Below are 24,101 nucleotides of genomic sequence, written 5' to 3'. Positions count from 1 at the left end.
ACAAACAATCGCTAAATAGAGTAGTTAGAGCGCGGAGTGTGAATGTTAATGAGCGCGAGGTGATCTGGGCACATTATTGAGGATCCAGACTTCGGCCAAACTTCAACCAGATACAGTTCTAGTATGTCGTTACTAAAGGCTGCGATGCATAGTTTTGGGAAGTCTCATTAAAGCTATAGCGTAAGCCAACCCGAAACTCATGGGCCTGTAAATCCTTGTATTCGATCCGAGCGGTCTCACCCGCAGTAATCTTTTTGGTACGCCCATCACCGATATTTAGGTAGCGATAGCCCGCATCTAATGTCCATTTAGGCGAAAGTTCATAACCTGCACCTGCCATCAGAGCCCAAGATAGATTCCACTTTCCTGCCCCTTTGTAGTGCCCTCTGTTCCCGTCTGCATTCACATACCGAACACCTCTTGAACGCACATAAGACCCCCCTACACCTGCCCCGACATAAGGCGTGAGACCGTTAAAATTGCCGAGCTCTGCATAAGCATTCCACAGAACAGTCCATACATCCAGCTTAGCGGTTTCAACAGAGCTTCCACCTACGCAAGGAAGAAAGCACTCTGCCTCTCCTGAGAACCTGGAGGGCCACTCATAGTCCAATGTTATATCAGTTCGAAAATTCTCATTGAAGCGATATCCGAGACCAACGCCGTTGAAACCTGTTGGGTCTTGCTCTTCCTTAAAAAAAGCACGTTGACCAAAAGAGGCCCTTGGAGCTTTATAGATTTTGTATCCAACATCTCCCCTAAGGTACCAGCCCGAGACCTTGGCAGGCTCGATAACCGGTGTTGGCAGTGGAGACATAGTCTCCGGAAGGTCCGCAGCAAGAGCACTATTGTGCATGAGCCCTATTATCGAAATTGATGCAAATAAACCCACCAGTAATTTCATAGTTATTTCCTCAATAACCACCTAAACTACCTATGGATATTTCAGTGTAATTGTTACTTAGATGTTAATTATAGATAAATATTTACTAATATCGATCTCTAGGGAAAGAAAGAAGGGAAATACACCAAGCCTAACAGGCTTATACCTAAGGCTATTTCCCTTCAGGGAAGTCTCTTAAGACTGCGCTGCTGTATTTATTGCGTCAACGATATCGTTCACCACCTGATGCAGTTTTGCTTCATTATCGGCTTCACCCATTACGCGAATCAACGGTTCTGTACCAGATTTTCGAATAACCAAACGACCCGACCCCTGCAATGATTGCTCGCCCGCTTCAATCGCTGCTTTAACATGATTGCTCTCTAAAGGAGCTCCTCCATTGAAGCGAATATTCTTAAGGATTTGAGGGACAGGATCAAATTTCCGGCAGACTTCAGAAACCGGCTTATTGTGCTTTTTCACACACGCAAGAAGTTGGAGAGCTGCGACAAGACCATCTCCTGTTGTCGCGTAATCAGACAAGACAATATGTCCGGATTGCTCACCACCCAAGTTGATCCCATGTTGGCGCATATGTTCAACAACATATCTGTCACCAACTTTAGTCCGTGCTAAGGAGAGGCCCAAGCCCTCCATATGCCGCTCAAGCCCAAGGTTCGACATTACCGTTGCAACTATCCCCGGAGCAGATAGACGGCCATCCTCATGCCAAGACTGGGCTATAACAGCCATCAACTGATCGCCATCAACAACCTGACCATTTTCATCTACAATGATGACCCGGTCAGCATCTCCATCCAAAGCGATACCGATATCTGCTCTGACTTCGTGTACTTTTCGTTTCAACGCGTCCGGTGCTGTAGAGCCAACACCCTTATTAATATTGAAGCCATTAGGCTCTACACCAATTGGAAAGACTTCGGCTCCCATTTCCCAAAGGACTTCAGGGGCAACCTTATAGGCAGCACCATTTGCGCAATCGATAGCAACACGAAAACCCTCAAGAGAGATATTGCGCGGCAGCGTTCTTTTCGCAAATTCCATATACCGGTCACGCATACCATCAATCCGTTTTGCCCTGCCAAGTTCATTGGCTGAAGACAAAAGAGGACCAAGGTCACTATCTACGAGACGTTCAATTTCAAGCTCGACTTCATCGGATAACTTAAACCCATCAGGACCAAAAAACTTAATCCCGTTGTCTTCAAACGGGTTATGTGAAGCGGAGATCATTACACCAAGGTCAGCCCGCAGAGACCGTGTCAACATAGCAACGGCTGGGGTTGGCATAGGACCGAGTACAAATACATCAAGTCCAACAGCCGTAAACCCCGCAACAAGCGCATTCTCGATCATGTAACCAGACAACCGAGTATCTTTACCTATAACGACGCGGTGACGGTACTTGCCGCGCCGAAAAACCACCCCTGCAGCCATTCCAACTTTAAGGGCGATCTCAGGCGTAATTGGCCACTGGTTCGCAGTACCACGGATTCCATCGGTACCAAAGTAAGTGCGCGACATGAATGCTCCTTATTATTTCGTTTAGCGCCTTTCGCCAGACTTTCGATTCAAAGCGAAGCACACATCCTTACCTACCAACTCAATGGACAATCATATCTCTATATTGCTGGAGAGGTTCTTTAAAACCTGAAATGTGATTGAAAAAGGCGTAAAACGTTCACTTATTATTTCTTTATTTAACGAGAACCCAAGACCAGAAAAGAGAACGCCCAAGCTTATGCTCGGGCGTTCTCCAATTACCATCCCTTCAGGTTAAAGCTTACCCTTGGGGTTGCGGTGTCATTGAGCCATCGGTTTCACCACCTCGTTTGGCCCCGGCGGTCGGAATGCCGGAACCACGGCTTGGAGGCAGATCATCACCGGTATCTCGAACTGGTGGTTCCCCTTCAAGGAGCTTACTGATCTCATCACCCGACAAGGTTTCATACTCCAGAAGACCTTGTGCAATGGTGTGAAGCTGGTCTTCGTGTTCTTTGAGAACGGAAACCGCAGTCTCATATCCTTGATTGACGAAAGTCTTGACTTCCGCATCCACTGTTCGTTGGGTTTCGTCGGACACATTCTGGTTTTTAGCGACCGAATGGCCAAGGAAGACTTCCTCCTGATTTTCACCATATAGGAGTGGGCCCAGCTCGTCGGACATACCGTATTGTGTCGCCATTGCACGAGCGAGCTTAGTTGCCATCTGGATATCTCCGGATGCACCAGAAGTCACCTTCTCGTAGCCAAAAATCATTTCCTCAGCTACACGCCCGCCCATTGCCACGGCCAGATCTGCCTTACATTTTGCTCTTGTCAAAGAGACTTGGTCTTTCTCCGGCAACCGCATGACCATACCCAACGCACGGCCGCGTGGGATAATCGTGGCTTTGTGGATAGGGTCGGAAGCTGGCATATGAAGAGCGACTAAAGCATGACCAGCTTCATGATAGGCTGTCAGCTTCTTTTCCTCTTCAGTCATAACCAGAGTACGCCGTTCAGCACCCATCATCACCTTGTCTTTGGCGTCCTCAAACTCACCCATTGTGACCAAGCGTTTGGAGCGACGAGCTGCAAGAAGAGCCGCCTCGTTCACAAGGTTCATCAAATCGGCCCCAGAAAATCCGGGTGTACCACGGGCCAGAGTGCGAACGTCTACATCCGGGGCAAGAGGCACTTTACGCATATGCACCTTCAAGATCTTCTCGCGGCCAGTTACATCTGGGTTTGGAACAACAATCTGACGGTCAAAGCGTCCAGGACGGAGTAGTGCAGGATCAAGCACATCAGGACGGTTGGTCGCGGCGATAATAATCACGCCTTCGTTTGCCTCAAACCCGTCCATTTCAACCAGCAGCTGGTTCAAAGTCTGCTCACGCTCGTCATTACCACCACCAAGGCCCGCACCTCTGTGACGTCCGACGGCATCAATTTCATCGATAAAGATGATACAAGGTGAGTTCTTCTTAGCTTGCTCAAACATGTCACGGACACGTGAAGCACCAACACCCACGAACATTTCAACAAAATCAGAGCCTGAAATTGTAAAAAACGGAACATTGGCTTCTCCAGCAACCGCACGAGCCGTCAAGGTTTTACCCGTACCTGGAGGACCAACCAACAGAACGCCACGTGGAATACGACCACCTAAACGCTGGAATTTTTGTGGGTCTCGCAGAAACTCCACGATTTCCTGAAGATCTTCCTTCGCCTCATCAATGCCTGCCACATCTTCAAATGTGACTTTGCCTTGCGTCTCGCTCAAAAGCTTTGCTTTGGACTTACCAAAGCCCATAGCCTTACCGCCAGACCCCTGCATCTGTCGCATGACAAATATCCAGATACCCAAAATGAGTAGCATCGGGAACCAAGAGATCAAAGCACCAATCAATGAAAAGTTCTCAGAGGGAGGCTCTGCATTGATAAGAACGCCCTTTGAGCGTAGCAACTCAATATATTGAGCATTATCAGGAGCGTAGGTTTGGAACGATCCGCCACTAGAATATTTCCCTGAAATATCCTGCTGCTGAATTGTCACTTGACTAACATCACCCTGCTCAGCTTGATTCAGAAACTGAGAAAACGGAATCTCGTTACTAATCGTTCTTGAAGTCGGATTCTGGAAGAGTTGGAACAGCGCTATCAGCAATAGGCCAATGATCACCCAGAGGGCGAAGTTCCGGAAATTTGCGTTCATTTCGATCCCTTTACCGCGTCGGTGCGGCGATCTTCGCGTTTATGCCATTATTAACAAACATCATAGGCGTTTTTGCCCGTTTTGCCAAGGTCAAGTCAAGATTGGCACAGTTCGCTCTATTTTTCCTTAAACTGATACTTTAGGGAAATGACTAAAGAGTCATTTCCTAAATATCTGGCAGGGTCTATTCGCATTATAGACGAGCTCGCCTCACTCAAAACTGTTTAACATGCTGAAGAGCCAAGTTCATTCGAAGAAGGAATATTATAGTTTATCCCGAAGCAATCGAAGCTGCACCGCAGTTTCATGATGATTGCCTCCCTCCTCGTCGGCCGGTTCAGTTTTTCTCATTGTTGGCATGTAGGACCCCCCATCTGGAAAAACAATAAGAGGCGCTGTAAGAAAAACTGCTTTTGGCCAATTTTCAGGAGGCTCAAAACTAAAGTGCTTAAAGCCCCCCTCCCCTAAAGGCCTAAGAACCGCGCCCTCCGCATCATTCTTAGTTTTATATTCGAAACGATTGTCCCAAATGCCAGTCTCACTTCCGTTCAACTCAATCGGGGCAATACCTTTGCGACCGAATTCTCGAAATAAATAAAGGGAGCTTCCATGCTGAAAAAGGACAGTATCTGAGACCGTTGTAGACTTCCTGCCTTCTAAAATTGATTGATAACTGCCTTCCAAGCTACTTAAACGCGCCGTGTATTCTGCCCCACTTACAAACCTGATGGAGCGGGCCAGAAGCCTCAATACCACCTCACAAGGCAAGTCCTCGAAAACACATAGATTTAGCCGGACCACCCCTAAGGGGTGAACCTTTCCCTGACTTTTAAATGCCCGTTCAACCCACTCATCCAAAGCATTTGCTGCTCTTTCCATCGAACGGGCCGTTTCTGCAATCCGTTCCGCAGTTAGTCCAACCTTTGTGAGCTCAGGCAGAAGCTTGCGAGCCTTAATGCGTGTAAATGCTTCATTTTCATTACTAGGGTCGTCAAACCACTCGATTCCATGTTCTCTCAAGCTGGCAATAAGCCGGGATTTTGGGGTGGTAAGCAAAGGCCTTTCAACGGGAATTATCGTATCTAAGCGCCGACTGCGTATGGCAGCAAGGCCATAGACCCCGCTGCCTCTGGATAGACGCGTGAGAAAGGTTTCAGCCTGATCGTCCAGATGATGAGCCAGAGCTAATGCGTCACAATTGAGTTCATGCGCTCTGGAAAGGAGGAGTTGGAACCGGGCTGCTCTGGCTTGTGCTTGCAAGTTGGAGGGACTTTTCTTACCTATCCAATGAAGTGTCTCGTGATAGAGATCCCAATCGGCGCATAGCGCTGCAACACCTTCGGCTTCTTTTACTGCTTCCGCCCTTAAACCATGATCAACAGTGAACACAAACAGCTTGGGAGCGTTCTCTACAAGTTGTGTCCAACGGTGTAGAGCCCACATGAGGCACAAAGAATCCCCTCCACCAGAAACACCTAGAGCCAACCTGCGCATTGTAGAAAAGGCGGAAAAGAGCTTTACCAGTTCAATGTCTGATAGCGGACAATGGGGCTCAAAACTAGTTACACCGCGCACTAGCTTGCTCAATTTTCACATCTTTCAAGAGATCTTTTGGGGCATTCGGGAATTTTGTAAGGAGCTCTGAGAACGTGGCACATGCGGCCCCACTTTCACCTAGACCTTTCAATGAGATACCAAGCTTAAGTAAACTCTCCGCAGCGAACTCGCCACGAGGATAGTCCGTATAACTTTTCAGGAATGCATCTGCGGCAGAGCGGTATTGACGCTGACCATAAAGGCTTTCCCCATACCAAAACTGTGCATTTTGCGAGAGCTTATGATCTGGATACATGCCTAGGAAAGTATCAAAACCCTCCTGCGCAACCGGATAATTTCCGCTCTCCAGAACCTCATAGATCATGTTATAGTCGGCTACTGGCTCGCCTACCAACGAACTTTGGATATTACCGTTAAAATGAGCAACCGGAGCTGTTGAAGCGATAGTAGATGAGGCTCCGCTGCTCTTTGCTTGAGGGCGCTGAGCAGAAAGATCCAATGGTCCAGCGCCACTAGCCTGCTGTGAGCGATTGGCACTCGCCACTTGTTGCTGGCGCGAGGTTCTTTGACTGGAAGTCGGCGGCTTGGATGCACTGCTCTGTTTTTTCCCAGCTCCAGTTCCTTCCAGTTGCTGCAAACGATATTCAGTATCTTCTTGAGACCGGCGTAGAGTATCTTCCAAGGATCTAACTTGAAAGCTGAGCTCTTCCAGCTGACCTGTCAAAATGCGAATTTGCTCCTCTAACTGACTGATCCGTACAGCGTTATTGGAGGCTGTCTGCTTCTCACTGCCAAACAATTGCGCTGAGGCAGCGCCTGACATTAGGGCCATTAGACATACAAATCCAATTAGCCTTTTCAGTATCGCCCTTTGCGTCATCAACTTCTCCTGAACATGGAAGGCCAACCTAATATGGTTTTAGTTTAATGCTAATCAGATACTGGCGAAAGTTTGACATTCAATAGAGTTCTTCAGAGGTTTAACGAACCAAGCTCCACGAATAAAAAAGGCCCCTCACATATGAGGGGCCTTTCAATCACTAAAAAGCCCTAGCGCGCGTTGTTTACCACTGTAACGGCGCGGCGATTCTGGCTCCAGCAAGAATCATTGTCACACACCGCAATTGGACGCTCCTTGCCGTAGGAAAGTGTTTTTATGCGCGAGGTACTAACTCCTCTGGCCACCAGATAGTCACGAACAGCGGAGGCTCTACGAGCGCCAAGGGCAATGTTATATTGGCGTGTACCACGCTCGTCCGCATGCCCTTCGATTGTGACAGTGTATTTGGAATATGCTTTCAGCCACTGCGCCTGCTTATCCAGCGTTGTTCTAGCTGTTGGACTAAGGGTCGACTGGTTATTCAGAAAATACACCCTGTCCCCCACGTTAACGACAAAGTCCTGCGCGCTTCCTGCTACTACAGACCCTGCGCCCCCAGGAGCCTGCGTCCGGTTCTGTGCACACGCCGCAGCGACCATGCACACCGCAATAACGCCCATGACACGCGCCGCACGCGCAAACACTGACCTATTCATTTAAAACTCCTGATCCCTTAATCCCGAAGGGCCCACATTCAAACTATCAAAAGTAGAAACTTTATTTAGTATGGTTAAAGAAAAGTTGAAGCTTCCACAACTGGTAAACACTACAATGGAAGCTTTTCCTAGCTGCTTATCAATTCATTACCGGGGACCAAGCCGGATCCGAAGCAAAGTTTGGTGTATTAACGATCTGCTCATTATACCCTGTCAGATCAACAGTCCAAACCTGCGGACCACCTTGTCCACCCGGAGTGTCCCTGAAGAACGTCAGAACACGCCCGTTCGGAGACCATGCAGGCCCCTCGTTATGGTAACCTTCTGTTAAAATACGCTCACCTTTTCCATCGGGGCGAAGAACGCCAATCATGAAACGGCCCTGATGCACTTTTGTAAATGCAATCAAGTCACCACGCGGGGACCAGACGGGGGTGGAGTAGCTGCCTGGCCCAAAGCTGATTCTCTGCGCATTTGTACCATTTGCATTCATGACATATAGCTGTTGAGAGCCGCCACGGTCACTTTCAAAGACAATTTGGCGACCATCTGGGGAGAAGGACGGACTTGTATCAATTGCTGCGATATTTGTAAGCCGTGTTGTTTCCCTGCTGAGCAGGTCCATCACAAAAATGTTTGCATTGCTGCCCTGTTGCAAACTCATGGCCACCTTCTGACCATCAGGGGAAAAGCGGGGAGCAAAAGTCATACCGGGGTAATCCCCCAAAATCTCACGTTGCCCTGTTTCGATGTTAAACAAGTAAACCTGAGGGCTTCCCCCCACGTAGGACATATAGGTAATTTCTTGATTAACCGGAGAAAATCTCGGCGTTAGAACAAGGTTATTCCCTCTTGTCAGGTAGCGAATATTCGCCCCGTCCTGATCCATTATTGCAAGCCGCTTGCGCCGCGCATCTTTTGGACCGCTTTCATCTATGAAAACAATACGGGTGTCAAAATACCCCTTTTCACCCGTCAGGCGTTCATAAATGGCATCAGAAATTATATGGGCCAGACGACGCCAGTTATCGGGCGATGTGAAAAACTGCTGCCCAATGAGCTGCTGTCCTGCGTAGACATCCCATAGGCGAAACTCAGCTTTCAACCGCCCGTCCGGCTCCTGATAGAGGGACCCCGTTACAAGAGCCTGCGATCCAATTGTGCGCCAATCACCGAAGCGCGGCTGGGTGTTCACATTCATGCTCTGTTGGATAAATGCAGCCGGGTCAATGGGCTGGAACAGACCGGAGCGGCGCAAGTCAGCCTGAATAATTTCAGTTATATTCTTTGCAAGCTCGCTTTCCACACCCGTCCCACCAAAATCCGGCAGGGCGATGGGCATAGGTTCAACCTGTCCCTGTGTAATATCAATTTCCACAAGAGCAGCGGCAGGCTGTGCTGCAAACACAGCTCCCATTGCCAAGCCTAAAGACACCAAAGAACAGCGAACCCATTGGCCAAATCGATGTAATGGTAGATGGTCGCGTGTCAATACCTCACACATGGACCTTTGCTCCTTTGAAACTCTCATCAATACCCAAGCATTAAACGGGGATCAAAATTTAGAATGACAGTTTTCCATGCCTCATATTTTGAGGCTGGTAATGAATAGGGACTGCACCGGTAAACGGCACGAATTGCGCTTTGACTTGCAGCTCCAAATGCCGGATTGCTGTTGGAGTTCAAAATACGGGGAAGGCCTTCAACTTCCCCAGAACGCCCCATATTGAATTGCAGTTTTACAACCAGTTGTTCGGCCCCGGGCGCACCTACAGGTGGGTTCCAGCATTGAGCTACCTGAGAACGCAGAGCATCCAACTCTGATTGAGACATGTGCACATTCGTCTGACCTTGAGCAGAACCAAGAGAGGCTACTTTCTGCGATTTTTGGGCACCAGCAGCCGTGGGTGTCGTTTTATTCAGCAAAGCTGCAATATCATTGGGGTTGAACTTCGGTTTTTCCTGTTGCTTCTTGGGCCTGATGCGCACCTTTGGTTTCGTACGGGGGCGCACGCTCACCACTTGTTGAATTTCCTCAGCCTTTTCAACGTCCGGCCCAAGTTCTGCTTGAGGTGTTGGTACCGTCTCAACACTCGCAGTATATTCCGGTTCCAAGGCTGGCTCGGGCTCAGGAGGAGGTGTTTGCTCGGTTATAGATGCAGTTTGAGCCGGCTTTTCCCCCTCAACCGGCTTGGGGGCCTCAACGTTTGTCTCACCTGTTGCCTGTTCCACTTCAGGCTCGTCCACAGCAGGCTTTTTAGTTGGTGGGGCTGCGGCCTCTTTAATTTCCTTTGCGGCCTTAGAACCCAATTGGAGTTTCGTGATTTCTGATTGAGGGATAAGTTCAACAGGTAAAGAATCCACAGGCGGGGCCACCAAGCCCTCCACAGAAGGCAGGGCTACAACCCCCGCAATCAAAACCCCAAGGTGCAGGGCTGTTGAAACAACAAGTGCACTGCGCATGCCCGATTAACTACCTTTTTCATCCAGTGTTACAAGCCCCAAACGCTTATAACCTGCAGCATTAATCCGCCCCATAACATTCATAATAACCCCGTAATCGGCGTCCCGATCTCCCCGAACGTAAATGCGCTCATCATAGCCATTTTGAGCAATAGCCTCTAATTTAGCCACAAGCTCATCGACTGCGATTTTCGTATCCTGAATGTAAACTTCCCCATCAGCCTTAATTGATATAGCGATGGGCTCCGTCTCCCCTTCCATGGGCTTTGCTCGTGTTTCAGGCAGATCGATAGGAACTCCGACAGTCAGCAAAGGGGCAGAAACCATAAAGATAATGAGCAGCACCAACATCACATCGACCATCGGCGTCACATTAATTTCACTCATAGCCGCGTGGGACCGGCGACGACGCCCGCGTCTACCGCTACTACGCCCCTGAGTTTGATTGCCTCCTGCATTCATACCCATGTTTTATACCCGCTCATCAATTCGGCGGGACAAAATGGCAGAAAATTCGTCGGCAAACCCTTCCATACGCGCGCTGAGTTTTCCAGCATCTGCCTGTAGTTTATTGTAGGCAATAACAGCGGGAATAGCTGCCACCAGCCCCAAACCTGTTGCAAACAAAGCTTCTGCAATACCCGGCGCAACAACTGCGAGGCTGGTATTTTTAGAAGCGGCAATTGATGCAAAGGAGTTCATAATTCCCCAAACTGTCCCGAATAAGCCAATAAACGGGGCTGCTGTTCCAACTGTTGCAAGGAACATCAGCCGCTTCTCAAAACGCTCCACTTCTCTGGCAATCGTCAGATCCATCGTGCGATCAATCCGCTGTTGCAGGCTGGCAATTGCCGGACGGTCTCCCTCATGCGAGCGTTTCCACTCTTTCATTGCAGCCACAAACAACGCTGCCATGCCATTATTGGCCCGTGCTGAAAGCGAATTATAAAGATCTTCCAAAGACTGGCCGGACCAGAACACGCCTTCAAAACGGTTCATTTGCCGCTTTGCACGCGAAAACAGCACGGCCCGATCAAATATGATCGCCCAACTCCAGACGGAAGCAAAGATGAGGCCAAGCATCACCAGCTTGACGACAATATCAGCTTCGAAAAACATGGAAAGATAGGAAAGACTTGCCTCAGGCCCTGCAAGAGCGACTTGAGAAACACTATCAGAGTTCATTGGGTATTGGACCTCTTGCCCGATTCTTCAACGCACAACACAAAACGGCACTGCCCCGCCGCTATTTGGCGCATAACTGGAAAACGATTTAAGCCTTCCTGCCCTGCGAATTTGTCAAAACTTCGACTGTGTGCACTTCACACACACTTATTGAAAAGACCGTGTTAAGGTTACTGAAGAATTAAAAGAGCTCCAACTCCAGATAAATTTATTGAAAAATGCCTATGAATTACGACTTGGAAAATTATGCAAAAACCTGTCCTTGCAGCCGTTTTGCCAGTCCTTCAGGTAAACGCCTTGGGCGACCATCTGGAGAAATAACTGCTATTGTCACACGGGCCCGAAACAACGTATCCCCAAACAGAGTAACACTTTGTGAAAGTACAAAGCGCGCACCTTTTTGAGTTTCAATAGTAGATATCACTTCCAAAAGGTCATCGATTCTGGCGGGTTTTAGAAAGTCGATCTCCATATGGCGTACAGCAAAGGCGAGAGGTTCGCCATGGACACCCTCGCCCAATTCGCGGTGATGAATCCCACAAAGTCTTAAAAAGTTTGTACGGGCCCGTTCAATAAACTTCAAATAGGCAGCGTGGTACACAACACCGGTAAAATCCGTATCTTCATAGTACACGCGCACCGGAAAGCTGTGTCCACCTTCAATAAGACGGCCGGAAATATCAGGCCAGGATTCTTGTCCTGATTGGTTAGTCATAGAGCTTTCTCTTTAATCATCATTGGGGAACAGGCCCATTTGAGGGGCCATGGAAGATGATGGTACAGCCAAGCCAAGATGTTGAAAGGCAACTGGCGTTAAAATACGCCCGCGAGGCGTACGCTGAAGATAACCGTTCTGGATCAAGTATGGTTCAACAATATCTTCAATGGCGTCACGAGGCTCTGAAAGTGCTGCAGCAATGGTTTCAATGCCCACCGGGCCACCACCGAAGTTCAAAGCTATCTGATTTAGATATCTCCGATCGAGACTATCGAAGCCTGCGGAATCCACCTCCAGCTGAACAAGTGAACGATCAGCCAAGGCTGCATCTATCTCTGCCATGCCAGCAACAATTGCAAAGTCCCGTACTCTTCGCAGTAGCCTTCCAGCAATTCGTGGTGTTCCCCGTGAGCGCTTAGCGACTTCCCGAGCCCCTTCATCACTCATACCAATGCCGAGCAAACGTGCTCCACGTTTGACAATCAACTCCAGCTCTTCAGGTGTATAAAACTCCAAACGAACCGGAATACCAAAACGATCCCGTAAAGGAGTTGTTAGCAGACCGAGGCGTGTGGTCGCGGCTACAAGCGTAAATTTAGCAAGATCAATCTTAACGGAGCGGGCCGCTGGCCCCTCCCCTATGATCAAGTCCAGCTGAAAATCTTCCATAGCCGGATACAAGACTTCTTCAACTGCTGGATTTAACCGGTGGATTTCGTCAATGAACAAAACATCCCGATCCTCGAGATTTGTCAGGAGCGCAGCCAAATCACCAGATTTCGCAATCACCGGACCTGAAGTTGCGCGGAAATTAACGCCCAGCTCCCGAGCCATAATCTGCGCAAGAGTTGTCTTACCCAAGCCCGGAGGGCCAACAAACAGGACATGGTCCAGAGCTTCGTTTCTCTGTTTTGCCGCTTCAATGAAAACCTTGAGGTTCTGTCGTGCCAGCTTCTGCCCTGTAAATTCATCAAGTGATTGAGGGCGCATCCCACTATCAATTTCATCACCACGAATTTCAGGGGTTACTAAGCGCTGCTCATTCTCTGTCATACTGCAAGTTCCTTAAGCCCCAAGCGAATGAGCGTTTCAGCTGAGGCATCCTCGCCCGCAGTTTTTAATGCAGCAGCCACAGCGGCACTTGCCTGCGCTTGTTGGTAGCCCAGATTAGACAGGGCAGAAACCGCATCTGAAATTGAATTAGAGGCTGTGTTCTCTTGCAGGCTTGATGAAATGGCAATTGTACCCCCATCCACTGACGCAAAGTTTGGCGCTTTATCCTTCAGCTCGCTCACAATGCGTTCAGCCACACGCTTACCCACACCGGGAGCACGTGTCACAGCTGTTTTATCTCCCAAGGCGATAGCATTGGCAACCTCTGATGCTTTCATAATTCCGAGAATGCCCAGCGCAACCTTGGCTCCAACACCTTGAACAGTCATCAAAAGACGAAACCATTCCCGCTCTGTATCGTCATGGAAACCATAGAGTTTGATCATATCTTCACGGACAAATGTATCGATGGAAAGTACAGCAGCCTCTCCTACCCTTGGCAGGCCCTGCAATGTACGGGACGGGCAGTGTACCTGATAGCAAACCCCCTGAACATCCAGCAGCACGAAGTCATCGCCAAAACTATCAACTATGCCTTTTAATTTCCCAATCATTTAGAACGCGCCTCCGCTACGGCAAGCCTATCGCCCGCACTTCCTCTGTGTTGAGCATGACATACAGCAATGGCCAGAGCATCCGCGGCATCATCACTATTGAAGGTTGCTTTCGGCATTAGAACTTTCACCATCATACGAATCTGCTCTTTATCCGCATGCCCAGAACCCACAACAGTTTTCTTCACCAAATTAGGCGCATACTCTGCAATTTTGAGGTTATGAAGTGCAGGAACAAGCAAAGCAATACCTCGAGCCTGCCCGAGTTTCAAAGTAGCGCTCGCGTCTTTGTTCACAAACGTGTTCTCAACCGCGGCTTCATGCGGAGCATTGCGTTCAATTACCTGATACAGGCCATCATAGAGCTGCTTCAAGCGTGAAGCCAGATCATAGTTGCTATTGGATGTTATTGTACCGCTGCCCACAAAGCCCAGTCGATTACCTTGTGCTTCAATAAGTCCCCAGCCAGTAAAACGTAAACCGGGGTCCACTCCCAAAATTCTAATTGGATGCCTCATGGAACAAAGGGGTAACAAAACTTTTCACTTTAGGCTACTGGCCCTGCCCCTCAATAACCTAAAAACAGCGTTTATTGACCGATATAAATATCCGTTTTATTTACCCAGCTCCGAAAGGCCTTCCCAACCCCTGTTCTATTTTCCGGATTTATTTGCTAATTCTGTTCGCAACTTGTAGATTCGAGCAATAATCTACCCTATATGAACGGATCATTTACAGAATATGCCAAGAGAGCCCCTCGATAAAATCGATTTGGAGATACTTAAAAACCTGCAGGAAGATGGCAGACTGACCAATGTAGAGTTGGCTAATAAGGTTGCCCTCTCTCCCTCCCCATGCCTACGACGAGTAAAAAACCTTGAAGAAACAGGAGTTATCAACGGCTATCAGGCATCGCTTGATCGAAAAGTTGTTGGGCTGGGAATGACGGTGTTTGTGGAGTTACGCGTAGCAAAACAAAGTAGAGACAAAGTGATCGCCATACAAACAAGACTCGTAGAACAAAGCGAAGTCGTTTCATGCCATTTGGTGTCTGGCCAGTCAGATATTCTGGCGGAAGTTGTTGTTCCTTCTTTGGAGGCCTATGACAGTTTCCTCCAAGATTTCTTGATGACACTTGAGGGCGTCGAAGATGTGCGTTCAAACTTTGCAATTCGAACCTTAAAGGCTAATGGCCCCCTCCCCCTGCAACACCTCGAAAAGTCCCGCTAAACAAAAAAGCGGCGATTGGATCAACCGCCGCTTGAATTTCTACTTTAACAGTACAGTTAGCCCAGCTTTGCCAAAGTCTCTTCATCAATATCAAAGTTAGAAAAAACGTTTTGCACGTCATCATCTTCATCGAAGAGATCCATCAACTTCATGATCGAACCAGCTTTATCTTCATTGACGGGAACAAGGTTCTGCGGCTTCCAGATAACCTTGACAGATTCAGCTTCTCCAAGTGTACCTTCCAACGCCTTTGAGACTTCAGACAAGTCTTCAAACGCACACAAGATAGTATGACCATCTTCATCGGAGACTACGTCCTCGGCACCCGCCTCAATGCCAGCTTCTAGAACAGCGTCAGCTTCACCAACTTCCTCCTTATAGACGATCTCACCCAGGCGATCGAACATAAATGAAACGGAACCTGTCTCCCCAAGAGAGCCGCCATACTTCGTGAAGTAAGAGCGAACTGCTGCGGCTGAACGGTTCTTGTTGTCGGTGAGCGCCTCAACAATAATTGCGGTTCCACCAGGGCCGTAACCTTCATAGCGAATCTCGCTATAGTTTGCCCCGTCACTTTGCTGGGATTTCGCAATAGCGCGCTGAATATTGTCCTTGGGCATTGACTGCCCTTTGGCATTTTGTACAGCCAAGCGTAAACGCGGGTTTTTATCCGGATCAGGATCGCCCATCTTGGCTGCTACGGTAATTTCTTTAGAAAGTTTGGAAAACATCTTTGACCGCACAGCGTCCTGCCGCCCTTTGCGGTGCATGATGTTTTTAAATTTTGAATGTCCAGCCATAGGTCTTTCCGGATCAATTGCTTCGTTAACTTTTAAAAAGCAGACGGCTTAATTAGAGGCATATAGCGGCAGATAGAGTGAGCTAGTAACAAGCTCGCCACAGGTCGCCCCTCAAAGCGGATAGCTTTATATATATCCGTAATGCTTATAGTAAGTGCTGCGCGTAAAATAAAGAGGGGCGCAACTTACTCTCCTAACTCACTTAGCTTACTGCCCCTTGGGCCAAAAGTGAGGAATAACCTGTGAAAGCCTGCCACCGATACGAACCGGAGAGACATGGGTTGCAAGACCTGTCCTATCATCTGTCTCTACAGCGACACCACAGATGGTTGCTTCCCCCGAAGCTGGCGTAAAACGCCCCCCAGGTATTTTCCGAAGAAAGCGGCTTACCGGCTCTTCCTTTTCCATTCCCAAGACTGAATCATAGTCCCCGCACATGCCCGCATCAGACATATAGGCTGTTCCACCCACAAGAATCTGGTGGTCTGCAGTAGGCGCATGGGTATGGGTTCCCACAACAAGCGACACCCTACCATCGCAAAAATGCCCCATGGCCTGCTTCTCGCTTGTAGCCTCTGCATGCATATCAATTATGATTGCGTCCGCTACATGCCCAAGAGGGCACTCCTCGAGTATTTTATCCACCGCTGCAAAAGGATCATCCAGCGCATCCATATAAACACGACCCATTACGTTCGCGACTAGAACATTTGCTCCGTTGCGCGCTCTGTAAAGGTTTGCTCCTTTTCCAGGAGACCCTGGGGGATAGTTTGCAGGTCGCAGCAGTTCCGGATGCCGCTCAATATAAACCAGTGTATCCCGTTGATCCCAGATATGGTTTCCAGTTGTCACCACATCCGCACCAGCATCCAGCACATCTTGAAGAATTTGCTCGGTAATCCCGAAACCTGCTGCGGAATTCTCGCCGTTCACAACAACAAAATCCAACTGGTTATCCTCAACCAATTGCGGCAGTTGTTCAATTACAGCAGTGCGCCCTGATCGTCCTACCAAGTCGCCAAGAAAAAGCAGCCTCATTCGGGTTTCCTTTATCAATCCCTTTTAAACGAAAGGAACCCGTCCTCAGTCAAGATACCATCAAGTTTCTGATCATGGGGTTCCACAGGCACCTCTTCTACTTGCTGGCACGAAAATGCAAGCCCAATTCGCAAGCAGACTTTTTCTTTTTCTATCGCTTGAATAGCACGATCATAAAAACCGCCACCATAACCCAAGCGGTTTCCGCCTTTATCAAAGGCTAACAGCGGCAGCAAGAGTAGGTCGGGCAAGGTAACCGGGGCATTTTCTGGGGGGCCATAACTTCCAAAGCCTGCAGGTTGAAGCTCCTCACTTCCATCATAGTGACGAAAGATCAATTTCTCACCATCAACAACCGGTAGGCACAGCTTTGCACCCGCAGTTTTCAGAGCTTCCATTAACGGCCTTGGGTCAATTTCACCATTAATCGGCCAATAACCCGCAACATTCATCCCCTTTGCTAAGGCTAGAGCATGTAAATGTGACACGAGTTTTCTGGAAGCAGTTGCTTTTTGCTCACTTAGCAAGAGAGTACGGCGCTGTTTTACAGTTTTGCGAAGTTTTTCTTTTTGTACAAAACGTACCGGAGGAGTTTCTATCACTTCAACCCTACCTAAGCTGCAACCCCTCAAAACAAACAGTTTTCACTCAGGTAAGGAGCGTGCCACTTCAGCCGTTAACGATTGTGCAATCCCGGAGAACCTACAATGTAGGTGGGTGCCGTGTGTTTAAGCCCACGAGCGAAAACAGGAACAGCTCCCGAAGGAATGCGTAAGGCCCCGGGGATAATGTTTCGCCTGACGAACTGCGCAGCGACGCCTCCCACCCTATACATAAAGACTTTCCAGAATGCCAGCCCTGACCATCAGGAAACTTCCACTTCTTCCTTTGGAACTCCGGCAAGGCTTTCCGCCAATTCTTCGATTTTCACTGCAACTTCGTTCAGCTTGCTGCTCATCAACTCTTCGCGACGTGCCGAGATTTCACCGTGAGCATTATTTTCCCGCTTCAATTGGGCAATTTCTGCATCCAGCTTCTCACTTTGGCGCTTGAGGTCTTCCTCGAACTGCACCTTAGTTTTAGCCAGATCCTCCTCCAGAACCTTCAATTTCCGCTCTTTTTCCGCCATCTGGTCCATAGCCATAATTCCGGCCATAACTGTCAGGCGCAAGTCTCCAATTTCACCAAAGCTTCCTCTTAGCATGTCAATGCTCTCATCAAAGCGCTTGGCTAATCCCAGCAACCTCTCTTCTTCCCCATCATCGCAGGCCATACGAAAACTACGGCCGTTAATTGTGACTGATATTTGTGCCATACGTCAGCGTCCCTGCTTATCAAGTACAGTTCGAATTGACTCCATGGCAGCAACGAGGCGCCTTGAAACTTCTTTATTGATGCTTTCCAACTTATCAGCACGAGCTTCCGCACTATCTAAAGTTGCTGCCAGACGCGAACGGTCTTCTCCCAAGCGCTGGATATCGGTCTCCAAAACATCAACCATTTTGTCAGTAGATAGCCGCTGATGGGCAACGGTTTCCAATTTTCCAACAGCCGCCGTCAAACGCCCAAGTGCATCATTGAGTTTTTGGCTGTTTTCCATACTTGCCTTGCCCTTGTTATCTACCAATTCATGTCAGCAGCATTTAACCTGTCGTATAAGATATTGCTATAACTGACTAAGCTTTACTGTACCTTCTCTAAGGCATGCTTTGCCACCGTTTCTATGAGAGAAACCAGCTTACCCCTTGTTATTCACATCATAATCATCTTCGCGAGCACCATTCATTCTCGCAATCAGGTTCATTTGCGCTACTCAAGCAGCCCCCTCAAACCCAATTACCAAAGGAAGGCCTGTTAAACTTTCACAACTTATCTTGAGTTTTTACCTATATATTTCTGAAATTTCACCGTTAAAACTATCATATTATCAGTTTGTGAGACCAAACGGATCAGTTTGATTGACTTAATATCACTACCTGTTATGTCTCCTTTCGTATGACTTTCAGCAGCCAAAACCTGCATTCTCCGCCTGGGGCAAAGGCGACAGGAATACAGCTGCTCTACGGTAGAAAAATAGTATGTCGGCTGCCCGGCCGAACGAGCAACGGGACGAAGATGACCGATCTCGAAAAACACAACCGGATGGCAAACGCGATCCGCTTTCTCTCAATCGACGCTATTGAAAAAGCGAAGTCTGGACATCCCGGTCTTCCGATGGGAACAGCGGATGTTGCCACAGTTCTTTTCTCTAAGTTTCTGAAGTTTGACCCTAAGGCGCCAAACTGGCCGGACCGGGACCGATTCGTTCTGTCGGCAGGGCACGGCTCCATGCTACTCTATTCTCTTCTACATCTTCTTGGCTACGAAGATTTTCCAATCGAGCAACTTAAGAATTTCCGTCAGCTGGGATATCGCACTTGTGGTCACCCCGAATTTGGCCACGGCGCTGGTATTGAAACAACGACAGGCCCTCTTGGACAAGGATTGGCCAACGCAGTAGGCATGGCGATTGCTGAAAAAATCCAGCAAAACCGCTTTGGTGCTGACCTAGTTGATCACCACACCTATGTTCTAGCTGGCGATGGCTGCCTTATGGAAGGGATTTCACAAGAAGCCCTTTCTCTGGCAGGACACCTGAAGCTGAACAAGCTCATCGTTATCTGGGATGACAATGACATCACCATCGATGGCAGTGTCTCTATGGCCGATAGTACAAATCAGGTCATGCGCTTTCAGGCATCAGGCTGGAACACCATTTCTATTGACGGTCATGATCCAGAAGCGATCACAGCAGCTTTGGAAACCGCTCAGAAAAGTGACCGCCCGACATTAATTGCTGCAAAAACACAGATTGGCTTCGGCTCGCCAACAAAAGCTGGAACCAATAAAGTACATGGCTCACCTTTGGGCGCTGATGAAGTCAAGGCCACTCGCGAAGCACTTAACTGGGCAAGTGAGCCCTTCGACGTGCCAAGTGATGTGATCGACGCATGGCGCATTGCAGGCCTACGTTCCGGGCAAGCGCGCCGTGAGTGGGAAGAGCGCTTTACAAACTCTGAAGCTGACTTGCGCGCAGAGTTTGACCGCCGTGAGCGTGGCGATCTGCCTGCCGATTTTACCAAGGCAATCGACACCTATAAGAAAGAGCTGGCCAAAACTCAGCCAACCATGGCTACCCGTAAGGCTTCCGAGGCTGTTCTGGGCGTCATCAATCAGGTTCTACCAGAGACTATTGGCGGCTCTGCCGACTTAACCGGATCCAACAACACCAAAACCGCTCAAACCGCATCCATCACACCCGACGACTTCTCCGGTCGGTATATGCACTGGGGTATTCGCGAGCATGGCATGGCAGCGGCTATGAACGGCATGGCGTTGCATGGCGGTCTTGTGCCTTATTCCGGCGGATTTTTGATCTTCTCCGACTATTGCCGCCCGTCCCTTCGTCTGGCCGCGCTCATGAAACAGCGCGTTATCCACGTCATGACCCACGATTCAATCGGTCTTGGTGAAGATGGTCCGACCCATCAGCCAGTTGAGCATTTTGCTGCTCTGCGCGCAATTCCGAACCTGCATTTCTTCCGTCCTGCTGACATCACCGAGACACTGGAATGTTGGCAGCTTTCTCTTGAAACCAAGGAAACTCCAAGCGTTTTGGCGCTCACACGTCAGAACCTTCCTTCTCAGCGCCCTGCTTATGAAGCAGAAAACCGCTGTGCAAAGGGGGCCTATGTGATTTCCGAGTGTGACGGCGATGCACAGGTCACGATCTTTGCAACCGGTTCTGAAGTTGAAATTGCAGTAGACGCGCAAAAGCAGCTGAAAGAAAATGGCATTGAGGCTCGGGTTGTTTCCGTTCCTTGCTTTGAACTGTTTGAAGAGCAATCAGACGCTTACAAGCAGTCCATTCTCGGCAATAGCCCTGTCAAAATTGCTATTGAAGCAGGTATCCGTCAGGGTTGGGACCGTTTCATTGGCAACGACGGAGCCTTTGTTGGCATGAGCGGTTTCGGAGCCTCTGGCCCCTACAAAGAACTCTATGAGCATTTCGGTATTACAGCAGCAGCTGTCGTTCAGGAAGCTCAAACTCGCCTAGGCACCGACGCCTAAGGTAAATACTGGGGTGCACGCCTCTTTTAAGCGCGCACCCTCCCTCGCTAAACGGCTGGCGAAGAGCCGGCAAGGCCTACAGCGCGCCACATTACAAGGCGCTGAAAGAAAGAGGTTTTCAAATGGCAGTAAAGGTAGCCATCAACGGCTTCGGTCGTATTGGACGTAACGTTCTTCGTGCAATTATTGAATCGGGCCGTACCGATATTGAAGTTGTAGCAATCAACGATTTAGGTCCTGTTGAAACAAATGCTCACCTGCTGCGCTTCGACTCTGTTCATGGCAAATTCCCAGCAGAGGTTAAAGTAGACGGCGATTCCATTGACGTTGGCCGCGGCCCTATTAAAGTAACCGCAATCCGTGACCCGAAAGATCTTCCTTGGGGTGAGTTGGGCATTGACGTTGCACTGGAATGTACTGGCATTTTCACCGCAAAAGAAAAAGCCTCCCTGCACCTTGAAGCAGGCGCAAAGCGCGTTCTGGTTTCTGCTCCAGCTGCTGGTGCTGACAAGACAATCGTTTACGGTGTCAACCACGACACTTTGACAAAAGACGATCTGGTTGTTTCCAACGCTTCTTGCACAACCAACTGCCTATCCCCTGTTGCAGCTGTTCTTGACAAGGCTGTTGGCATCGAAAAAGGCTTCATGACCACCATTCATTCCTACACAGGTGATCAGCCAACTCTCGACACCATGCACAAAGACCTGTACCGCGCCCGCGCGGCAGCTATGTCCATGATCCCAACATCCACAGGTGCAGCTAAGGCTGTTGGTCTTGTTCTTCCTGAACTGGCTGGCAAGCTGGACGGTGTTGCTATCCGCGTACCAACTCCAAACGTTTCTGTTGTGGACTTGGTATTCGAAGCCAAAAAAGACACCACAGTTGAACAAATCAACGCTGCTATCAAGGAAGCTGCTGAGGGCGAACTCAAGGGCGTTCTAGGCTACACAGAGCTGCCAAACGTTTCCTGCGATTTCAACCATGATCCGCATTCCTCCATCTTCCACATGGACCAGACCAAGGTCATGGAAGGCAAAATGGTTCGTATCCTCACATGGTACGACAACGAATGGGGCTTTTCCAACCGCATGGCAGACACCGCCGTTGCAATGGCAAAGCTAATCTGATCAGTCGGTTAAGTCCGAAAATTTGATAGAAAGGCTGGCTCCTTAAATAAGCCAGCCTTTCTTTTTCGCCTCTCTAGCATTCAAGCGAAAATGATTTGCGTTTTAGGCCTGTAAGGGTTCAAATTCATGACAGAACTATTAACCGTAATTTCTTTGACAATTGTTGTTGCAATAGTACCTGGACCTGACTTTGCTGTCGTCATCCGCAATGCCTTGATCGGTGGAAGACTTGCGGGAATCATGACTGCCCTAGGAATTGGCTTGGCTCTGGCTGTCCATGTCACATATGCTTTGGCGGGTATTGGGTTGCTTGTATCGCAATCTATTTTTCTATTTAATATCCTGAAGCTTGTTGGAGCCGCATATCTTGTATTTCTCGGCGTAACCATGTTCCGCGGAGCGTCAAACTCAGGGCCTGAAAGCTCTGAAGAGACCGTCATCTCGCCTTATAAAGCACTACGCTGGGGATTCCTAACCAACGTCACAAACCCCAAGGCCACAATGTTTGCATTGAGTGTCTTCCTGCAAGTGACTTCCCCAGAAACTACGCTTTTGACCAAGGTCGGTTATGGTGTAATCATGGCAAGCGGTGTTTTTGCATGGTTTGTCATAGTAACTTGCTTCTTCACGCTTCCATCTGTGCGCCAAGGATTTTTACGCATCAAACTTTGGCTCGAACGCTCTTTTGGCGTACTCCTCACTCTCTTTGGGATAGCAGTTGCCGTCACCACCAACTCATCCCGCCCTTGAATTACCAAAGGGACTTACAATGTCTTTTAAAACTCTCAGTGACGCCGAATTATCTGGCAAACGTGTCCTCGTTCGCGTTGATCTCAACGTTCCAATGAAGGATGGCAATGTAACTGACACCACCCGCATCGAACGCGTTCTGCCAACCATCCGCGAAATTTCCGAGGCAGGTGGCAAAGTTATCTTGCTTGCGCATTTTGGCCGTCCAAAGGGGCAGAAGGTTCCTGAAATGAGCCTTGCCCCAGTTGCACCGGCTGTTGAAAAGCTTTTGGGTAAGCCAGTTACCTTCGCTGCTGACTGCATCAACGAACCAGCGAAAACCGCTATCGACGCAATGACAGCCGGTGATGTTCTGCTTCTTGAAAACACACGCTACTATGCTGGTGAAGAAAAGAACGATCCAGAGTTTGCAAAAGCGCTGGCAGCAAACGGCGACATTTATGTAAACGATGCGTTTTCTGCTGCGCACCGCGCCCACGGCTCCACAGAGGGTATTGCAAAGCTTCTGCCTGCCTTTGCAGGTCGCACCATGCAAGCCGAGTTGGAAGCGCTTGGATCCGCCCTTTCCACACCAGAACGTCCAGTTCTGGCAGTTGTTGGGGGCGCGAAGGTTTCCTCCAAAATCGACTTGCTGGAGAATCTTGTCTCTAAAGTGGATATCTTGGTTATCGGCGGCGGCATGGCAAACACCTTCCTCGCCGCAAAAGGCGTAAATGTTGGTAAGTCCTTGTGCGAGCATGATCTTGCTGACACAGCAAAGCGCATCATGGTTGCTGCTGAAAAAGCAAAATGTGAAATCGTTTTGCCGACTGATGCCGTCGTAGCTTGGGAATTTGCAGCAGGTGCGAAAAATGAGACCGTTGGCCTAGACGCTATTCCGAGTGATGCAATGATGCTCGACGTTGGAGCAGCTTCCATTGACGTCGTCAAAGCAAAAATCGATACAGCGAAGACACTCGTTTGGAACGGTCCACTTGGTGCCTTTGAAATCGAGCCCTTCGATAAGGCAACAGTCGCGGCAGCACAGCACGCAGCCGCACGCACCAAGCAAGGCAAACTGAAAACCGTTGCAGGCGGCGGCGATACCGTTGCAGCACTCAACCACGCCAAAGCAAGTGAGGATTTCACTTATATTTCCACTGCAGGTGGTGCATTCCTTGAATGGCTGGAAGGGAAAGAATTGCCCGGCGTTGTTGCTCTGGAAGCATAACACTAGCATTTTTCTTTGATTATTCGTAAGAGAGGGGCCACTGGTCCCTCTTTTTGCCTTTATTACCGTGAATTAATCGCGAAGTATTGCGGGCCTCACTCAA

At 49.0% G+C, this 24,101-nt stretch carries 24 protein-coding genes and 1 other RNA gene; 5 read left to right on the top strand and 20 right to left on the bottom strand.

Annotated features, from left to right (window positions below; translation table 11 throughout):
• Positions 1 to 118: 118 nt before the first annotated feature.
• The 14 genes from P6574_RS02910 to ruvC all read right to left on the bottom strand — a co-directional run bounded on the left by P6574_RS02910 (position 119) and on the right by ruvC (position 14,248).
• Entirely contained in the window at positions 119 to 904 is a 786-nt protein-coding gene (locus P6574_RS02910) for an outer membrane protein (RefSeq protein ID WP_310618893.1), read from the bottom strand.
• Positions 905 to 1,078: 174 nt separating this feature from the next.
• Positions 1,079 to 2,428 carry a phosphoglucosamine mutase gene (glmM, locus tag P6574_RS02905; protein WP_310618892.1) on the bottom strand — a complete coding sequence of 450 codons (1,350 nt, stop codon included), beginning with the start codon at positions 2,426 to 2,428 and terminating at the stop codon, positions 1,079 to 1,081.
• Between the two features lie 259 nt (positions 2,429 to 2,687).
• Positions 2,688 to 4,604: an ATP-dependent zinc metalloprotease FtsH gene (gene ftsH / locus P6574_RS02900; protein WP_310618891.1), complete on the bottom strand. Its 1,917-nt coding sequence runs from the start codon at positions 4,602 to 4,604 to the stop codon at positions 2,688 to 2,690.
• A 264-nt stretch (positions 4,605 to 4,868) separates the two neighbouring features.
• Positions 4,869 to 6,191: a tRNA lysidine(34) synthetase TilS gene (gene tilS, locus P6574_RS02895; RefSeq protein ID WP_310618890.1), complete on the bottom strand. Its 1,323-nt coding sequence runs from the start codon at positions 6,189 to 6,191 to the stop codon at positions 4,869 to 4,871.
• The gene (ybgF, locus tag P6574_RS02890) at positions 6,163 to 6,993 is read right to left on the bottom strand and encodes a tol-pal system protein YbgF (protein WP_310618889.1); all 831 of its coding nucleotides are present in this window, start codon (positions 6,991 to 6,993) and stop codon (positions 6,163 to 6,165) included. Before ybgF ends, tilS begins: the two co-directional genes overlap by 29 nt.
• 218 nt (positions 6,994 to 7,211) lie before the next feature.
• On the bottom strand, positions 7,212 to 7,697 hold the full coding sequence (gene pal / locus P6574_RS02885; protein WP_310618888.1) for a peptidoglycan-associated lipoprotein Pal: 486 nt from the start codon (positions 7,695 to 7,697) through the stop codon (positions 7,212 to 7,214).
• Positions 7,698 to 7,836: 139 nt separating this feature from the next.
• Positions 7,837 to 9,114 carry a Tol-Pal system beta propeller repeat protein TolB gene (tolB, locus tag P6574_RS02880; protein WP_310622092.1) on the bottom strand — a complete coding sequence of 426 codons (1,278 nt, stop codon included), beginning with the start codon at positions 9,112 to 9,114 and terminating at the stop codon, positions 7,837 to 7,839.
• A 113-nt stretch (positions 9,115 to 9,227) separates the two neighbouring features.
• Positions 9,228 to 10,160 (bottom strand): cell envelope integrity protein TolA, encoded by a 933-nt coding sequence (locus P6574_RS02875; RefSeq protein WP_310618887.1) that lies wholly within the window; start codon positions 10,158 to 10,160, stop codon positions 9,228 to 9,230.
• Positions 10,161 to 10,166: 6 nt separating this feature from the next.
• Positions 10,167 to 10,628 (bottom strand): protein TolR, encoded by a 462-nt coding sequence (tolR, locus tag P6574_RS02870; RefSeq protein ID WP_310618886.1) that lies wholly within the window; start codon positions 10,626 to 10,628, stop codon positions 10,167 to 10,169.
• A 3-nt stretch (positions 10,629 to 10,631) separates the two neighbouring features.
• Positions 10,632 to 11,345 (bottom strand): protein TolQ, encoded by a 714-nt coding sequence (gene tolQ, locus P6574_RS02865; RefSeq protein ID WP_310618885.1) that lies wholly within the window; start codon positions 11,343 to 11,345, stop codon positions 10,632 to 10,634.
• A gap of 244 nt (positions 11,346 to 11,589) precedes the next feature.
• Positions 11,590 to 12,060, bottom strand: coding sequence for a tol-pal system-associated acyl-CoA thioesterase (ybgC, locus tag P6574_RS02860; protein WP_310618884.1), 471 nt, complete (start codon positions 12,058 to 12,060; stop codon positions 11,590 to 11,592).
• Between the two features lie 12 nt (positions 12,061 to 12,072).
• On the bottom strand, positions 12,073 to 13,116 hold the full coding sequence (gene ruvB, locus P6574_RS02855; RefSeq protein ID WP_310618883.1) for a Holliday junction branch migration DNA helicase RuvB: 1,044 nt from the start codon (positions 13,114 to 13,116) through the stop codon (positions 12,073 to 12,075).
• Entirely contained in the window at positions 13,113 to 13,730 is a 618-nt protein-coding gene (gene ruvA, locus P6574_RS02850; protein WP_310618882.1) for a Holliday junction branch migration protein RuvA, read from the bottom strand. Before ruvA ends, ruvB begins: the two co-directional genes overlap by 4 nt.
• The gene (gene ruvC, locus P6574_RS02845) at positions 13,727 to 14,248 is read right to left on the bottom strand and encodes a crossover junction endodeoxyribonuclease RuvC (RefSeq protein ID WP_310618881.1); all 522 of its coding nucleotides are present in this window, start codon (positions 14,246 to 14,248) and stop codon (positions 13,727 to 13,729) included. Before ruvC ends, ruvA begins: the two co-directional genes overlap by 4 nt.
• Before the next feature lie 223 nt (positions 14,249 to 14,471).
• Here ruvC and P6574_RS02840 point away from each other — a divergent pair, with 223 nt between their 5' ends.
• A complete protein-coding gene (locus P6574_RS02840) occupies positions 14,472 to 14,960 on the top strand; it encodes an Lrp/AsnC family transcriptional regulator (RefSeq protein WP_310618880.1) in 489 nt (162 codons plus the stop codon).
• Between the two features lie 56 nt (positions 14,961 to 15,016).
• Here the strand turns inward: P6574_RS02840 and P6574_RS02835 are convergent, their stop codons facing one another.
• The 6 genes from P6574_RS02835 to P6574_RS02810 all read right to left on the bottom strand — a co-directional run bounded on the left by P6574_RS02835 (position 15,017) and on the right by P6574_RS02810 (position 18,398).
• Positions 15,017 to 15,760, bottom strand: a complete 744-nt coding sequence (locus P6574_RS02835; RefSeq protein ID WP_310618879.1) for a YebC/PmpR family DNA-binding transcriptional regulator — start codon at positions 15,758 to 15,760, stop codon at positions 15,017 to 15,019.
• Between the two features lie 207 nt (positions 15,761 to 15,967).
• A complete protein-coding gene (locus tag P6574_RS02830; protein WP_310618878.1) occupies positions 15,968 to 16,798 on the bottom strand; it encodes a TIGR00282 family metallophosphoesterase in 831 nt (276 codons plus the stop codon).
• A 14-nt stretch (positions 16,799 to 16,812) separates the two neighbouring features.
• Positions 16,813 to 17,400 carry a 5-formyltetrahydrofolate cyclo-ligase gene (locus P6574_RS02825; RefSeq protein WP_310618877.1) on the bottom strand — a complete coding sequence of 196 codons (588 nt, stop codon included), beginning with the start codon at positions 17,398 to 17,400 and terminating at the stop codon, positions 16,813 to 16,815.
• A 56-nt stretch (positions 17,401 to 17,456) separates the two neighbouring features.
• Positions 17,457 to 17,617: non-coding RNA, 6S RNA (ssrS, locus tag P6574_RS02820), on the bottom strand.
• A gap of 46 nt (positions 17,618 to 17,663) precedes the next feature.
• Positions 17,664 to 18,113 (bottom strand): cell division protein ZapA, encoded by a 450-nt coding sequence (locus P6574_RS02815; protein ID WP_310618876.1) that lies wholly within the window; start codon positions 18,111 to 18,113, stop codon positions 17,664 to 17,666.
• A 3-nt stretch (positions 18,114 to 18,116) separates the two neighbouring features.
• Positions 18,117 to 18,398, bottom strand: a complete 282-nt coding sequence (locus P6574_RS02810; RefSeq protein ID WP_310618875.1) for a DUF4164 domain-containing protein — start codon at positions 18,396 to 18,398, stop codon at positions 18,117 to 18,119.
• A gap of 515 nt (positions 18,399 to 18,913) precedes the next feature.
• Between P6574_RS02810 and tkt the strand changes: the two genes are divergently transcribed.
• The 4 genes from tkt to P6574_RS02790 all read left to right on the top strand — a co-directional run bounded on the left by tkt (position 18,914) and on the right by P6574_RS02790 (position 23,998).
• Positions 18,914 to 20,908: a transketolase gene (gene tkt / locus P6574_RS02805; RefSeq protein ID WP_310618874.1), complete on the top strand. Its 1,995-nt coding sequence runs from the start codon at positions 18,914 to 18,916 to the stop codon at positions 20,906 to 20,908.
• 122 nt (positions 20,909 to 21,030) lie between these two features.
• Positions 21,031 to 22,038 (top strand): type I glyceraldehyde-3-phosphate dehydrogenase, encoded by a 1,008-nt coding sequence (gene gap, locus P6574_RS02800; RefSeq protein ID WP_310618873.1) that lies wholly within the window; start codon positions 21,031 to 21,033, stop codon positions 22,036 to 22,038.
• A 126-nt stretch (positions 22,039 to 22,164) separates the two neighbouring features.
• A complete protein-coding gene (locus P6574_RS02795) occupies positions 22,165 to 22,788 on the top strand; it encodes a LysE family translocator (protein ID WP_310618872.1) in 624 nt (207 codons plus the stop codon).
• Between the two features lie 19 nt (positions 22,789 to 22,807).
• Positions 22,808 to 23,998, top strand: coding sequence for a phosphoglycerate kinase (locus P6574_RS02790; protein ID WP_310618871.1), 1,191 nt, complete (start codon positions 22,808 to 22,810; stop codon positions 23,996 to 23,998).
• Positions 23,999 to 24,101: the final 103 nt, after the last annotated feature.

It is taken from the genome of Pseudovibrio sp. M1P-2-3, from assembly GCF_031501865.1.
Classification (GTDB): Bacteria; Pseudomonadota; Alphaproteobacteria; order Rhizobiales; family Stappiaceae; genus Pseudovibrio; species Pseudovibrio corallicola.
This window is presented reverse-complemented; position numbering and strand designations above follow the sequence as displayed.

Coding starts and splice junctions, on each gene's coding strand:
- P6574_RS02910 (WP_310618893.1), bottom strand. CDS start 904: ATGAAATTACTGGTGGGTTTATTTGCATCAATTTCGATAATAGGGCTC.
- glmM (WP_310618892.1), bottom strand. CDS start 2,428: ATGTCGCGCACTTACTTTGGTACCGATGGAATCCGTGGTACTGCGAAC.
- ftsH (WP_310618891.1), bottom strand. CDS start 4,604: ATGAACGCAAATTTCCGGAACTTCGCCCTCTGGGTGATCATTGGCCTA.
- ybgF (WP_310618889.1), bottom strand. CDS start 6,993: ATGGCCCTAATGTCAGGCGCTGCCTCAGCGCAATTGTTTGGCAGTGAG.
- pal (WP_310618888.1), bottom strand. CDS start 7,697: ATGAATAGGTCAGTGTTTGCGCGTGCGGCGCGTGTCATGGGCGTTATT.
- tolB (WP_310622092.1), bottom strand. CDS start 9,114: ATGGGAGCTGTGTTTGCAGCACAGCCTGCCGCTGCTCTTGTGGAAATT.
- P6574_RS02875 (WP_310618887.1), bottom strand. CDS start 10,160: ATGCGCAGTGCACTTGTTGTTTCAACAGCCCTGCACCTTGGGGTTTTG.
- tolR (WP_310618886.1), bottom strand. CDS start 10,628: ATGGGTATGAATGCAGGAGGCAATCAAACTCAGGGGCGTAGTAGCGGT.
- tolQ (WP_310618885.1), bottom strand. CDS start 11,345: ATGAACTCTGATAGTGTTTCTCAAGTCGCTCTTGCAGGGCCTGAGGCA.
- ybgC (WP_310618884.1), bottom strand. CDS start 12,060: ATGACTAACCAATCAGGACAAGAATCCTGGCCTGATATTTCCGGCCGT.
- ruvB (WP_310618883.1), bottom strand. CDS start 13,116: ATGACAGAGAATGAGCAGCGCTTAGTAACCCCTGAAATTCGTGGTGAT.
- ruvA (WP_310618882.1), bottom strand. CDS start 13,730: ATGATTGGGAAATTAAAAGGCATAGTTGATAGTTTTGGCGATGACTTC.
- ruvC (WP_310618881.1), bottom strand. CDS start 14,248: ATGAGGCATCCAATTAGAATTTTGGGAGTGGACCCCGGTTTACGTTTT.
- P6574_RS02840 (WP_310618880.1), top strand. CDS start 14,472: ATGCCAAGAGAGCCCCTCGATAAAATCGATTTGGAGATACTTAAAAAC.
- P6574_RS02835 (WP_310618879.1), bottom strand. CDS start 15,760: ATGGCTGGACATTCAAAATTTAAAAACATCATGCACCGCAAAGGGCGG.
- P6574_RS02830 (WP_310618878.1), bottom strand. CDS start 16,798: ATGAGGCTGCTTTTTCTTGGCGACTTGGTAGGACGATCAGGGCGCACT.
- P6574_RS02815 (WP_310618876.1), bottom strand. CDS start 18,113: ATGGCACAAATATCAGTCACAATTAACGGCCGTAGTTTTCGTATGGCC.
- P6574_RS02810 (WP_310618875.1), bottom strand. CDS start 18,398: ATGGAAAACAGCCAAAAACTCAATGATGCACTTGGGCGTTTGACGGCG.
- tkt (WP_310618874.1), top strand. CDS start 18,914: ATGACCGATCTCGAAAAACACAACCGGATGGCAAACGCGATCCGCTTT.
- gap (WP_310618873.1), top strand. CDS start 21,031: ATGGCAGTAAAGGTAGCCATCAACGGCTTCGGTCGTATTGGACGTAAC.
- P6574_RS02795 (WP_310618872.1), top strand. CDS start 22,165: ATGACAGAACTATTAACCGTAATTTCTTTGACAATTGTTGTTGCAATA.
- P6574_RS02790 (WP_310618871.1), top strand. CDS start 22,808: ATGTCTTTTAAAACTCTCAGTGACGCCGAATTATCTGGCAAACGTGTC.